At 68.8% G+C, this 12,339-nt stretch carries 13 protein-coding genes and 1 pseudogene; 4 read left to right on the top strand and 10 right to left on the bottom strand.

Translation table 11 applies throughout. The annotated features are described in order from the left end of the window. Positions 1-78: 78 nt before the first annotated feature. A complete protein-coding gene (locus ABZ671_RS04600) occupies positions 79-504 on the top strand; it encodes a DUF4259 domain-containing protein (protein ID WP_357851156.1) in 426 nt (141 codons plus the stop codon). A 395-nt stretch (positions 505-899) separates the two neighbouring features. On the opposite strand, the gene ABZ671_RS04595 is transcribed toward ABZ671_RS04600, so the two are convergent. From ABZ671_RS04595 to ABZ671_RS04570, 6 genes and pseudogenes are all read right to left on the bottom strand, one after another. Beyond that, positions 900-2,159: a DNA sulfur modification protein DndB gene (locus tag ABZ671_RS04595; protein ID WP_357851153.1), complete on the bottom strand. Its 1,260-nt coding sequence runs from the start codon at positions 2,157-2,159 to the stop codon at positions 900-902. A gap of 376 nt (positions 2,160-2,535) precedes the next feature. After that, positions 2,536-3,723, bottom strand: a complete 1,188-nt coding sequence (locus tag ABZ671_RS04590) for an acyltransferase (protein WP_357851716.1) — start codon at positions 3,721-3,723, stop codon at positions 2,536-2,538. 191 nt (positions 3,724-3,914) lie between these two features. Further along, the gene (locus tag ABZ671_RS04585) at positions 3,915-4,811 is read right to left on the bottom strand and encodes a hypothetical protein (protein WP_357851150.1); all 897 of its coding nucleotides are present in this window, start codon (positions 4,809-4,811) and stop codon (positions 3,915-3,917) included. Further along, entirely contained in the window at positions 4,808-5,317 is a 510-nt protein-coding gene (locus ABZ671_RS04580; protein WP_357851147.1) for a SigE family RNA polymerase sigma factor, read from the bottom strand. The genes ABZ671_RS04585 and ABZ671_RS04580 overlap by 4 nt, the downstream gene beginning before the upstream one ends. Positions 5,318-5,384: 67 nt before the next feature. Then, positions 5,385-6,029: a response regulator transcription factor gene (locus ABZ671_RS04575; protein WP_357851144.1), complete on the bottom strand. Its 645-nt coding sequence runs from the start codon at positions 6,027-6,029 to the stop codon at positions 5,385-5,387. Continuing rightward, a pseudogene (locus ABZ671_RS04570) lies at positions 5,981-6,118 on the bottom strand (sensor histidine kinase); the annotation flags it as partial. The gene ABZ671_RS04575 and the pseudogene ABZ671_RS04570, both read right to left, overlap by 49 nt. A 201-nt stretch (positions 6,119-6,319) precedes the next feature. Between ABZ671_RS04570 and ABZ671_RS04565 the strand changes: the two are divergent. Continuing rightward, positions 6,320-7,405 (top strand): hypothetical protein, encoded by a 1,086-nt coding sequence (locus tag ABZ671_RS04565; RefSeq protein ID WP_357851141.1) that lies wholly within the window; start codon positions 6,320-6,322, stop codon positions 7,403-7,405. Here the strand turns inward: ABZ671_RS04565 and ABZ671_RS04560 are convergent. Together ABZ671_RS04560 and ABZ671_RS04555 are read right to left on the bottom strand one after the other, a co-directional pair. After that, positions 7,395-8,687, bottom strand: coding sequence for a histidine kinase (locus tag ABZ671_RS04560; protein ID WP_357851138.1), 1,293 nt, complete (start codon positions 8,685-8,687; stop codon positions 7,395-7,397). The genes ABZ671_RS04565 and ABZ671_RS04560 overlap by 11 nt on opposite strands. Before the next feature lie 197 nt (positions 8,688-8,884). Next, entirely contained in the window at positions 8,885-9,301 is a 417-nt protein-coding gene (locus ABZ671_RS04555) for a hypothetical protein (RefSeq protein WP_357851135.1), read from the bottom strand. Positions 9,302-9,464: 163 nt separating this feature from the next. On the opposite strand from ABZ671_RS04555, the gene ABZ671_RS04550 reads away from it, so the two are divergent. Then, the gene (locus tag ABZ671_RS04550; RefSeq protein ID WP_357851132.1) at positions 9,465-9,875 is read left to right on the top strand and encodes a spore-associated protein A; all 411 of its coding nucleotides are present in this window, start codon (positions 9,465-9,467) and stop codon (positions 9,873-9,875) included. Between the two features lie 34 nt (positions 9,876-9,909). Continuing rightward, positions 9,910-10,323: a hypothetical protein gene (locus tag ABZ671_RS04545; RefSeq protein WP_357851129.1), complete on the top strand. Its 414-nt coding sequence runs from the start codon at positions 9,910-9,912 to the stop codon at positions 10,321-10,323. A 69-nt stretch (positions 10,324-10,392) separates the two neighbouring features. On the opposite strand, the gene ABZ671_RS04540 is transcribed toward ABZ671_RS04545, so the two are convergent. Together ABZ671_RS04540 and ABZ671_RS04535 are read right to left on the bottom strand one after the other, a co-directional pair. Further along, positions 10,393-11,136, bottom strand: a complete 744-nt coding sequence (locus tag ABZ671_RS04540; RefSeq protein WP_357851126.1) for an NBR1-Ig-like domain-containing protein — start codon at positions 11,134-11,136, stop codon at positions 10,393-10,395. 232 nt (positions 11,137-11,368) lie between these two features. Beyond that, positions 11,369-12,304 (bottom strand): PrsW family glutamic-type intramembrane protease, encoded by a 936-nt coding sequence (locus ABZ671_RS04535; RefSeq protein WP_357851123.1) that lies wholly within the window; start codon positions 12,302-12,304, stop codon positions 11,369-11,371. Positions 12,305-12,339: the final 35 nt, after the last annotated feature.

Raw genomic sequence — 12,339 nt, 5'->3', positions numbered from 1 at the left:
CGAGGCCGAGCCACGACCGAGCCAGGACGTAAGCGACGTCGTGGATGTGGTTTGGTTACGGCAGTCAGAGGAGGAACGATGGCGACCTGGCAGCTCGGTCCGTTCGACAACGACGACGCGGTCGAGTGGTGCGCCGCCCTCGACGCGACACCTCATGGTCAACGCACCGACCTTGTGCGCCGCACGCTCGACACGGCTGTCTTGGCCGGACCGGCACTCACGGCAGGCGAGGCCGCTCGAGCGATCGCGGCGGCCGCAACCACACTTCAGTTACTCACCGGTACGCCAGCCTCGGACTCGGCCTACGCTCCACGGTTTCTCCTCGACCGAGGGGCCCCCCGGGTCAGCCCATCGCTGCGAGGCTTGGCCATGCGGGCGCTCGACGTGGTCCTCGCGGACGAGTCGGCGTGGCGCCTCCAGTGGGCTAACCACATCGAAGAGGAAGAAGCGCTAGCCGTAATCGAGGAACTTCGGTTCGATCTCGCATCAACGGCGACATCGTAGGTACCAACATCGCGCATGTCACCTGGCAGCCAGGCCCCGGCGTTGTTCCGGCTTGCGCTGTCCCTGTCCAGGCTCATCGCCGGATTTATAGGACGAGCTAGCCTCCTGATGATCTTTCGTACGTCGACGCCAGTAGATCTTTTAGGAGCCGCGATCCTGTCGTCATCTTCCCCGATCCGCGCCGGTTGCGGGTGTTCGCCACCGGCTCGTCGTGGCTCTCGTAGAGCCCAGCGGCGATCGCCCGATGCGGATTATTGGGCGGCTGCAGCACGCACTCCCCGTTGACATGCAAACCGCCGCACGGGCAATCGCCGCGTGAGCAAATGCGGTCCGGGCTCGGCCTCCTCAAGACAGAGGGAGGCCGAGCCCATGGATGTCCACCGGAGCGGCGGGCGTCAGATCCCAGCGCCTACGAAAGGCTCCATGCCCGGCAGGGCACCATCGGCAACGTCGGCAGGGACGGACAGACCGATAGCCGCCATGACCTTCGCCGCCGCCAGGCGTCCCGGCGCACGGGTAGTGCTGATCTTGTCACCCGAGATGATCGTGCCCTGCCAGATCTCGGCCTCACGTCGCCAGTCAACCTTGGTCGCAAGATCGATGTAGCGAGCGGTCCGCCAGGTCGGGTCCGGGTTCTTCTCGATCTCGTACGCCACGTGGCCGATGATGACCAGGCCGGTGGCCGTCATGTTGATGTAGTGCTTGCGGTAGTCAATGACCTGGTTAGCGGGTCCACCCGAGGTCGGCAACTCGGCAATAGCCCTCCACGGCGTCATGTGCCCGGTCAAGATCTGCATCATCGAGAGGGTCCGCTCAACGAAGGCGTCTTGCCGCTCGATGGTGCCGATCACCTGGTTGCTCCGCGCCGGGATGCTGGACTCGCTCAGCGCGTAGTCCCGGAACAGCAGTTCCTTGACCATGCCGCGGACCTGGTTGAGCAGGAAGATCGCCGGCGAGTTCTTCGACAAGCTCTTCGAGGTCTCGTCGATGCGGCCATGGAACAGCGTGGAGCCGTCGACAATCTTGGTAAGTACACGGTTCAAGGGCTCGCGGGTGTTGAAGGCCGCCAGGAGGCTGGCCGGGATTTGCTTAGTCTGCGCCGCGTCGGCGAAGTCCTGATGAATCCGGGCAAGGTCAGGCTCAACGACGATGACCACCGAGACGCTGTCGCTCATGAACGTCGAGTCGGGGTCCGTCAACGACTCACTCGTCTTCATGATGGCGGCGAGTCGGTGCTGCCCGTCGGTCACGGAGAACCTGGTCTCGTCGCCAATGACCACGAACCCGACCGTCGTGGCGAAGTTGCCACGCGGGATGTGAACCGCAGGTACCGACCGAACGTTCAGGGTCAACGGCGGAAGGATGTAGTTGCGCTCGTTCTCGACCAGGTACTTGCTGATGGCGCGGACATGAGCCGTGTCGACCGGGCGGTTGGTCGCCATGCGCGGGTTCCCACCCTTGACGGCAGGCGACGCTACTACGTGCTTGGCGAGGAAGGAATGCGAGAAGGCGGTGGTGAGCATGAGACGACCGCCCTGCTGGAAAACGACGCAGGTGAACGAGCGCCCGCTCGACGCCGTGGCGGCCTCGCTCGCGGCTTGCTGGGCAGCGGTCAGGGAATCGTGCTGGGTCAGCCCCAGCTCAGCGAAGAACATGGGTATGCAAGCTCCGTCCTCAGTGAATTAAGGACGCGAACCTATCTCAGGCCACGTATTACGTCAACAAGCCAACGTAGTACGTGAATGCAAGAACGTTTAAACGCTCCCACTCCGCGCTGCTAACAAGATCGAATTTCAGGCACGCGGGTTCCTCGCCGGGCACCACCAGGGCTGAACCCTCTGGCGGCCGCCCGACGAAGAGACCCCGTACGACGGACAGCGTCAACCGATCACTGGAGGACGAAGGTAACCGTCCCATCCGGGTGCCGGTAGGACGCCCACTGGTCGAAGCGCCCGCCGATGACGGGACGGACGACCACCCCGACCTCCGTGTCGCCGGCGGTCACCACCTCACACTGGCCGAACCGCTGGGTCAGCGCGTCCTCTGTCGAGGCACCTCCGGCAGCCGCCTCGGAATAGTCGGCAGCCCCAACAGCAATGTCCGGGCCGGCCGCTCCACCAACTCGTGCAGCACCCAGGCCGATGCGAGCGACAACAGGAGGGTGACCGTCGTGAGGAGGATGCCCGGACCGGTGTCTAGCTGGGGGTGTTTTCCGACCACCAACGCGAGCACGAAGACCACAATCAGGTGCACCAGATAAAACGCGTACGACAGTTCCCCGAGTCGCACGACCGGTGGCCGGCGCCACAGCGACGGCGCGCCGCGCAGGTCGGCGCGGGCCGCGGCGACGATGAGCAGTCCGAAGCCGACCGCTGTGCATGCGGTGTATTTGTATGGGCTTGGCACGTGCGAGGCGGCGAGGTATCCGGCCACCAGCATTGTGGAGGCGACCGGGTATGTGATCAGTCTGTCCAGGCGTCGCGGCCAGGCGTCGAGCGCCACCAACCTGGCCAGGGCCATGCCCAGCACGAACTCGGGCAGGCGACCAGGCGGGGTCCAGTGAAAGAACCAGACTACCCAGCCGGGCGAAGCCACCCAGAACGCCACGAGCGGTGCGACCCACAGGGTGGCGACGGATCCACCGGCGACGAGGCAGGCGGTGCGCCGGCCACTCCGGGTCAGCCCAGCCGCCAGCAGGGGAAAGACTGCGTAGAAGAAGGCCTCGCACGCCAGGCTCCAGCTCACCGTGTTGAGGCTTTGGTAGAAGGCATGGTCGGGCGACCACGCGTGCACGAGCAGCAGATTCGCCGCAGCGGCAACGACCGACGGCAAGCTGTCAGGTTGCCACACCGCAAGGAGCAGCAGCACCACCAGCGCGGTCGCGAGGTGTGCCGGATACACCCGGGCGAACCGACGCCACCAGAAGGTGGCCCATCGGGATCCGCCTGTCTTCGAAGTCGCCCACATGAGCACGAAGCCAGAGAGGATGAAGAAGAATGACACTCCCGTGGTGCCGGCCTCGAAGACGAACTTCAGGCTGCGAGCCAGGATGCCGTCGGCGAAGTATGCGATGAGGTGCAGGTGCACCCCGAAAACGAGCAGCGCTGCCATCCACCGCAGGCCCGTCAGCGACGGGAGCGTCAGGGCCGTTCGGCCGGGCCCGGTTAACGGATCGAGGCTTCTCCCTCCGCGGGGGCGTGGAATTGTTCGCGTCAGCATTCGATTGCGCGCGTCAAGGTTGTTCTCGTTGGCCGAACTTGAGTGAAGAGCCGGTGCAGTCAAATGTTCGCTCACCCTCGGCCGGCTACGCCGGCTCGCCAGTAACTCGTTGGGTTCCTCACCGGGCGTCACCAGGATGGTGGCCGCCCGACGAGGAAACCCACACGACGGACAGCAGTGCTGTTACCCGGTCACTGGAGGTTGAACCGCTCGTCCACGGCGAGGGCCGCCAGTTGCGGCACGGTGAACGGCAGTTCCTTCAGCCCGTGCTTGGAGCCGTCGTAGGACCGGCCCTGGGCGACGAAGGTGATCGTCCCGTCCGGGTGCCGGTAGGACGCCCACTGGTCGAAGCGCCGGTCGGTGGTGGGGCCGACGACCACCCCGACCTTCGCGTCGCCGACGATCACCACCTGGCACTGGCCCCCCATGCCCCAGAACCGCTTGGTCAGCGCGCACGGATCGGTCGGGAACTTGTTGCCGGGGGTGTAGACCTCGACGGCGACCCGTCCGGTCCGGTCTCCCTTCGCGACGGCGGCCAAGGCCATGTAGCTCCACAGCTCGACGCCCTTCACCTTGTCCTCGAACTGGGCCTGGTGGTAGCGCGGCGGATCGTCACCCGGGGACTGGTTCGGCTTGTTCTCCGGCACGGCGTGCCCGGCCGGCACCACGGCGATGAGCTCGTCGAGCAGCCGTACCCCCTGGTCGTATCGGGTGCCGGCGCGCGCCGTCCGGTCCTGCTGCGGGAGGCCGTCGGTTCCCGTCGGCCACGGTTCGGCGGTGCCCGTGTCGGACGGGCTCGGCAGGGGCGTCGTCCCGGTGGCCATCGGACTCGCGCCGCCGGCACCGGCGCCCAGGGTGCCGGCCCCCGCCGTACCGGCGCCCGGGACGCCGGCCCCCGTGGTGCCGACCGCGGTGAAGCCGGCGACCGCCAGCACCGCGGCCGCGGACCCGGCGCAGGCCCATCCGGTACGCCGGCGCGCGCGGACGCGCCGGGCGGCGCGGAGCGCGGCGGCCGTGTCCAGCGGTGGCGGCGGGACGATGGCCGTCATCTCGTGGCGGAGCGCCTCGCGCAGCTCTTCCCCGTTCATCGTTCTCCCTTCCCGGTCGTGCTGTAGGTGGTCTGTAGCAGGCCGCGCAGGTTCTCGAGGCCACGGAACGCCTGGCTCTTCACCGTGCCGGGCGTGCAGCCCAGCAGCGTTGCGGTCTCCTCGACGGACAGGTCCTCCCAGTAGCGGAGCACCAGCACCGCCCGCTGGCGTGGCGCCAGGGTGGCGAGCGCCTGGAGCATCACCAACCGGTTCTCCGGCGACTCCGGCGGTGCGGGTTGCTCGGCGTCGTCGCCGCCCACCCGTTCGCGCCGCCACCAGCCCCGCCGCCGCTCGTCCAGGAAGGTCCGGAGCAGGATCCGCCGTACGTAGGCGTCGAGCACCTCGTGTCGGGAGACCCGGTTCCAGGCCAGGTAGAGCTTGGTGAAAGCGGTCTGGACCAGGTCTTCCGCCCGGTGCCAGTCGCCGCAGAGCAGGTACGCGGTGCCCCGCATCGCGTCCGACCTCGCGGCGAAGTATTCCGCGAACGCCGTGTCGCGATCGCTCATTCGAGCCTCCTATCCCCCGGTGCGAGATAGTCACGTCACGTGCGGCTCCGCGGGTTGCATCCGACTTTCACCCGTTGAGGTACGCCAACACCGCCAGCACCCGCCGGTTGTCGTCCTCCGACTGCGGCAGCCCCAGCTTGCTGAAGATGTTGTTGATGTGCTTGCTGACCGCCTTGTCGGTGACGAACAGCCGTCCCGCGATCGCCGCGTTCGACCGTCCCTCGGCCATCAGCCCCAGCACCTCCCGCTCCCGGGCGGTCAGCTCCCCCAACCGATCCGGGCCGGCGTTGCGGGCCAGCAGCTGGGACACCACCTCCGGGTCCATCACCATCCCGCCGCCGGCCACCCGCCGCACCGCGTCGATGAACTGGCCGACATTCGACACCCGGTCCTTGAGCAGGTAGCCGACTCCCCCAGCCCGATCGGCGAGGAGTTCCCGCGCGTACAGCTGCTCGACGTGTTGGGACAGCACGAGGATCGGCAGCCCGGGGATCTCCACCCGGGCCGCGAGGGCCGCCTGCAGGCCCTCGTCGGTGCAGGTGGGTGGCAGGCGTACGTCGAGGACGGCGACGTCGGGGCGGTGCCGGGTGAGGGCCGGCAGCACGGACGGCCCGTCGGCGACGGCCTCGACCACCGTGAATCCGTACGCGTCGAGGATGCGGGTCAGCCCGTCCCGGAGGAGGGCGAGGTCTTCGGCGATGACAACTCGCACGGCAGCTCCATGGTCACGACGGTGGGCCCGCCGGGCGGACTCGTCACGGTCATCGTGCCATCGAAGGCTGCCAGCCGGCGGCGTACTCCCGCCCGGCCGATCCCCGCGTCCGGTGTCAAGTGACGCCGCGGGAATTGGCACATCACTCCCATCATTCATTGACAATAGAAAATGACTACGCAAGGTAGGGAGGCTGCCACCAACAGTGCTGCGAAGGGGGCGTTTCCATGAGCAGAGCCCAGGGCAGACTTCGGCGCCTTGCGGTGGGGGTGAGCGCCGGGATAGGTCTTGTGGTCGCACCACTCGGGCCGCCACCGGCTGAGGCAGCGGAGGCGCAGCAGAGCCAGCCGGTCGGGTACGTGATCGGCAATGATGGCCGCCTCTACGACTCGTCGTTCAGGGCGCCGGTGATCAGCGACGTGATGGCCCCACCGGGTGCTGGTCTGGCCACTTTCAGAGAAAGCGACGGCAGCCTGTCCGCCTTCGCCATCGGTACGCAGGGCGGGCTGGTGATGACGACACCTACCTACAACCGTCCGGGTTACACCCTCGCCCTGGACGGAGCGAGCGGGGTGGCAGTTCCGGGTGCTCCGCTGAGCGCGGTGAGTGATCGAGGCTCGGCGTACGTATTCTTCGTGGGGCGTAGCGGCGCGCTGTTCCGCGCCGCCTATCGTCAGCCGGCTCGGCCGAGTGGTGGGCCACAACCGATCTCCGCGTCGGGTATCGCACCGTCGGGTGGGATCGTCGCGGCGGTCACGTCGCCAACGTCTGCCCCCGGCGTGGTGTTCGTGGGGAGCAACGGCGCCTTGTACTCGACCTGGTCGACGAGTTCCGGTGCGTGGACGACGGTTCAGAAAAGTCCCGCCAACGTGGCGCAGCCGGGCGGCGGCGTGGCGGCGGTTCCCACTGGTTCCCGCGTACAGGTATTTTTTACCGGGCGGGACGGGAGCCTCTGGAGTGCGTCCATCTCGGCGGGGCCCCTGCCGGACCCATGGGTGCCGGTAGTGTTCTCGCAGGCCGGGCTGGTGCCGTCCGGGGCGTCCCTGGCCGCAGCGCGGCTTTCCGACGACGCCCTGGCCGTGTTGTTCGCGGGGACTGATGGTGCGATCCGGGTCGTGGCCAACCTCAACGGTCAATGGCAGGGGCCGTCCGCGGTCACCCCGGCAGGTGTCGCGCGTCCGGGAATCCCCCTCGCGGTCGGGGTCGCTGGGGGCGAACTCTCCTCGGATTGGTGCGGTAACGACGTCTTGTGGTGGTGGCGCTGGCGGTGGCCCGGGCCGCCCCCTCCACTGCCGTGGTACGGCGAGATTTCTCAGATTCGGGTATCCACGCCTGGGCTGGTTCGAGACGGCTTCAACGTCTCGCTCACCCTCTAGCTGGCCTCGGCGACGACAACTCGCACGGCAGCTCCATCGTCACGACGGTGGGGCCGCCGGGCGGGCTCGTCACGGTCATCGTGCCATCGAAGGCGGCCAGCCGGCGGCGTACTCCCGCCAGGCCGGTCCCCGCGTCCACGGTGGCGCCGCCGCGACCGTCGTCGCCGACCACCATGGTCAGCGAGCCGTCCGCAAAGGAAACATGGATCCAGGCGCGGCTCGCGCCGCTGTGCTTGGTCACGTTGGTCAGCGCCTCGGCCACCGCGAAGTAGGCCGCGGATTCGACCGCCGCCGGTGGGCTGCCGGCCAGTCGCACGTCAAGCTCCACGGGCAGCGGTACGGCCAGGGCGAGGGCCTGCACCGCGCCGTCGAGGCCGCGTTCGGCGAGCACCGGCGGATAGATCCCGCGTACGAGATGACGGAGCTCGGCCAGGGCGTGGCCGCTGGTTTCCTGTGCCTCGCTGAGCAGCCGCTGCGCGGCCGCCGGGTCGTCGGCGAGGAGCTGTTCGGCCAGGCCGATGCTCATCCGCAGGGCGACCAGCCGGGCCTGCGCCCCGTCGTGCAGGTCGCGTTCGATGCGGCGCAGCTCGGCGGCCTGCGTGTCGATGGTGTCGGCGCGGCTGGCAGTCAGGTGCCGGACCCGCAGGGCCAGCTCCTGGGCGCGGGTGGGGGCGAGGAAAAAGCCGGCGAAGCGGAAGTGCAGCCACAGCAGCCAGGGTGCGACGGCCAGCCCGGCGGCGAGGATCAGCCAGCCCTGCGGCGCGGCGAGCCACGCCTTGACAAGGTTGTCCATCGGCCAGAACACGCCGTAGCCGTACCAGTCAACGGTCAAATAGAGCACCAGCGGCACGAACAGGATGCCTTCGAGGCCGTAGAGAGGCAGGGCGAACGCGAGCAGGCACCCGGCGCCGGTGATCGCGCCGGGGACCAGCCAGGCAAAGTCCCGCCAGGTCGCCGCGTCGGTGACCACCCACCGGAACCGCCGCCAGGTGCCGATGCGGGCGCCGGCGGGCGTCGGCCCGTACGGGGAGCCGATCGGTGCCCCGGACGACCGGCTCAGCCGGCGTTGCAGGGTCAGCGACGCACGCACCAGCACGGTCACCGCCGGGAAGAGCGCGAACCCGATGCCGAGCGCGGGAATCAGCGCGAGGGAGACCACCGACAGCACGAACAGCGCCAGGTTGGTGGTGAGGCTGAGCGCGGCCACGGCCAAGCCCTGCCCGGCGACGAGCACGCCGGGCCGGATCTGCCGCCAGGCGATCGCGCGTACGGAGCTGTCCACGGCGTCATTCTCCGCCCATCAGGCCACCGAAAGCGGTGGTGCTGACACCACCTGCCCGTGGGACCTGGCACTCCTGTCCTTCGGCCCTCGCCGGCCGAAGGACAGGACGCCATGACCTGGCCTGCGGCGTCGAGGTGCGGGGCCCGACCCGTTCGGTCGTCGGGCCCCGCACGTTCTCTACGGTCGGTGCGCTCGGCTCAACAGCCCTGCTGCCGGCTGTAGATCCAGTGACGTTCGCCGGCCCATCCGACATAGCCGACCGCCTCGACGCAGTAGTTCGCCACGCCAGTGACGGCGACGGGGCCGGCGTAGTAGCTGAAGTCGCCGGAGTCCGTGTCCGGCGTGCCCGCGGAGGTGCAGTGCGCCCCCTTGTTCTTCGGCATCGCGCAGCGGTAGATCTGCACGAACGTGGGCGCGGATCGCCCGTACGCCGCGCCGCGGTGGTAGAAGCACGCGCTGTTGGTGCCACCGTTGGCGCTGTTGTAGTAGATGACCAGCTCACCGAGGCCTGACGACTGCACCGCGCTGTAGGTGATGGACCCCGAGCAGGAACCGGCGGCCTGGGCCGCCGGCGCGCTGACCGTCAGGGCCGACACGCCGGTCACCAGCGCCATCAGTGCCGCCGGCTACATCAGGCTGGGGCTGGGCGGCCCGCTGACCTGGGGAGTATTTCTCCGAATAGTCCATTGGAACATCGCTGGACGAAGATCACTTGATGTCGGCCGATGCCGTCTGGCAGCGTCATTCGCGGCAATCCACAGTAGAAGGGACGCTTTCATGCGTATTGCGAAGAAAATCGCCGCGTTCGGACTCACGGCGGCTGCCGCGACGGCGGGGGTCGTGGCCACGGCCTCGCCCGCGTCCGCCGCGCTCTACGGCGGGCAGTGCGGCTCCGGCTACAACATCGTCAACCTGATCGACCTTCCCAACTCCCGTGGCACGGTGTACCTGACCTACAGCTCGTCCACCGGAAAGAACTGCGTCGTCACCATCCGGGAGAAGCCGGGCACCGCCACCCTGATGGAGGCGTACGTCCGCAAGTCCGGCACCACCAAGTGGATCGAGGAAAGCGACAGCTTCACGACCTACGCGGGCCCGGTCTACGTCTCGGCGGCCGGCTCGTGCGTCGACTGGGGCGGCACCATCGGGACGGCCTCCCAGACCCGCTACGGCACCAACTGCGGCTGACCCGAACACGCACCAGGCACCGGAGGATAGTGCGATGAAGCTCGTCAAGACCACCGCCGCAACCGTCGCCCTGGCCGCCACCACGGTGGCGGGAGCGCTGACAGCGGCGACCCCGGCGTACGCGGCCACCTACGGGGGCGAGTGCGGGTCCGGCTACAGCGTGGTGAACTCCGCCTCGATCGGCTCCAAGGGGACGGTCTTCCTCACCTACAGCGCGGCCACGGGCAAGAACTGCGCGGTCGCCAAGCGGGACTCCGTCGGCTCGGCCGTGCTCATCGAGGTGGGCCTGGGGATCAACCCGGTCGGTAGCCACTGGCCGGCCTACCAGGGCGACTACTTCACGTCGTACGCCGGGCCGGTCTACCTGTCGGCGGCGGGCAAGTGCGTGGACTGGATGGGCCGGATCAGCGGCACCGAGGGCGGCAAGCGCGGCACCAACTGCGGCTGACCCATCCGGACCAGTAGAAGCTCGGGACGTGGCCCTGCCGGTGCGATACGCCGGCAGGGCCACGTCGCCTCAGCCGCCGACCCGTACGTCCAGGAAGATCGGACGCTTGAGCGGGAAGAACATCCGCCCCTCCTCGTCGGCCATCTTCCAGAAGATTTTGCAGCTCCCGGGCTCGCTGGGGGTGTGGACGGGCACCGCGATGTCCACGGTCTCGCCCGGCTTGGTCTGCGGAATGGCGACCGCCACCGGCGTCTGGCACGGGGTGTCGTTGACCCGGGCCAGGGAGCGGTTGGCCCAAACCACCGTGCCCGTGTTGCGGATCCGCCAGACCTTGGTGAACGACGAGTTCGGCGGCACCAGCGTCCCGTCGGGATAGGTGATGTCGCCCTCGAACCGAGAATCATCATGATCGGCTGCAGCGGCGACCGCGGGTGCCGCCCTGCCGTCGCCCTCGCCCCTGCGTCGATCGAGAACGACGAAGGTGACACCCACACCGCTGAGAGCGGCCATGGTCGCGGCCACGCCGGCGATGCCGAGCTGCCGGCGGTCGTACCGCCGGGGTGGTGCGGGCACGGCGACCGCCGGCTCCTCGGCGGCCCTGGCCTGCAGCCAGCGCTCCCGCCACTCCCGCTCGGTGTCCACCGGGTCGTGGCCCAACCGGTCGACGGCGAGCACTCGCACGAACTCCCAGGTCGTCTCCCAGCTGGGCAGGCTCCGGCCCTGGGCCGCCGCGGCCAGCGACGACTTCGAGGCGGCCGCGCCGAGGCGCACCGACATCTCCTCGTACGAGGGGTCGCCGGCCTCCTGCTTCAACCGCGACAGCCGGTCGGCGAAGGCGCCCAGCGGGCCCGACTCCGGATCGGGGCGTGTGGGCCGTCGCCCCCGCCGTCGCGGTACCCGATGCTGATCTTGCTTTGCTCTTTCCATGACCCCAACCTCGTCAGAACCGACCACGGCGGGCGTGGTCGCGCATCCGGCGCATGGGGGACGATATCCGCGTATATCAAACTTACCGGCCGCCGGCCCCCGCGTCCGCGCCCGGGGGTCACGGGTGGCGAATCGGCACCCGCCACCCGGACTCGGGTGGGGGTGGATGCGGCGGGCGGCGGCGCTCCGACCGCACCACCGCCCGCAGCCAGAGCAGCCCGATGAGGGCCACGATCGCGAGACCTATCCACTCCAGCAGGGTGGCCAGCAGCACCTGCCCGCCGGTGGGGTGCACGATCCGGCCGTGGCGCACCACTCCCCCGGTGAACAGCAGGGTCAGGTACAGCGCGATCACCCGCATGCCGTCCCAGAAGGCGTGCAGCAGGGACACGCCGAGGTAGGCGAGGATGAGCCGCCCGGTGATCGTGAAGTGTTCCCGGGTGCTGGAGGAGAAGAGCACGCCGCCGAGGATCGCCGTCCACAGGCCATGCCCGAACGGGCTGATCACACTGCGCACCACTTCGGTCGCCACCAGCTGACTCACCGACAGCCCGTGGGCGGTGAACAGCGAGGTGAAGGCGTAGCCGGCGGTTTCGAAGGCCGCGAAGCCGAACCCGACGGAGGCGCCGAGGATGGCGCCGTCGCGTATCGCCTTCTGGTGCAGGTGCCGGGTCAGGAACGCCAGCACCGCGAGCTTCACGGCCTCCTCGATGAGCCCCACGCCGAGGAACACCAGCGCCGAGGAACTGCGCAGCAGGTAAGACTCGAGCAGCGAGGCGGCCAGCACGCCGACCACACCGCCGGCTATGAACGTGTTGAGGATCAGGCCCGGGGTGAGTTCACCGGTTTCCCGTCGCTCGAAGGCCCACGCCACGAACGTCACCGGCACCAGGAAGCTGCCCACCAGCACCAGGGTCGGCACCAGGTTGGGGTTGCCGGTCGCGAAGATGATCACGATGGTGGCCAGCCACAACACCAGGCCGATCCAGAAGATCCGCAGCCACGCTCGCCGCCGCATCACCGGGGGCGGCGGTTGGGGGTACGACTCTGCCACCGCCGCCTCCTCGGGTTACTCGCTCGTCCGCGGCC

Source organism: Micromonospora sp. NPDC006766, assembly GCF_040636055.1.
Classification (GTDB): domain Bacteria; phylum Actinomycetota; class Actinomycetes; order Mycobacteriales; family Micromonosporaceae; genus Micromonospora.
This window is presented reverse-complemented; position numbering and strand designations above follow the sequence as displayed.

Excerpts from the sequence above, each read along its gene's own strand:
- ABZ671_RS04555 (WP_357851135.1), bottom strand. The coding sequence starts at position 9,301 with ATGGCGCTGGTGACCGGCGTGTCGGCCCTGACGGTCAGCGCGCCGGCG.
- ABZ671_RS04580 (WP_357851147.1), bottom strand. The coding sequence starts at position 5,317 with ATGAGCGATCGCGACACGGCGTTCGCGGAATACTTCGCCGCGAGGTCG.
- ABZ671_RS04550 (WP_357851132.1), top strand. The coding sequence starts at position 9,465 with ATGCGTATTGCGAAGAAAATCGCCGCGTTCGGACTCACGGCGGCTGCC.
- ABZ671_RS04600 (WP_357851156.1), top strand. The coding sequence starts at position 79 with ATGGCGACCTGGCAGCTCGGTCCGTTCGACAACGACGACGCGGTCGAG.
- ABZ671_RS04590 (WP_357851716.1), bottom strand. The coding sequence starts at position 3,723 with ATGCTGACGCGAACAATTCCACGCCCCCGCGGAGGGAGAAGCCTCGAT.
- ABZ671_RS04595 (WP_357851153.1), bottom strand. The coding sequence starts at position 2,159 with ATGTTCTTCGCTGAGCTGGGGCTGACCCAGCACGATTCCCTGACCGCT.
- ABZ671_RS04545 (WP_357851129.1), top strand. The coding sequence starts at position 9,910 with ATGAAGCTCGTCAAGACCACCGCCGCAACCGTCGCCCTGGCCGCCACC.
- ABZ671_RS04585 (WP_357851150.1), bottom strand. The coding sequence starts at position 4,811 with ATGAACGGGGAAGAGCTGCGCGAGGCGCTCCGCCACGAGATGACGGCC.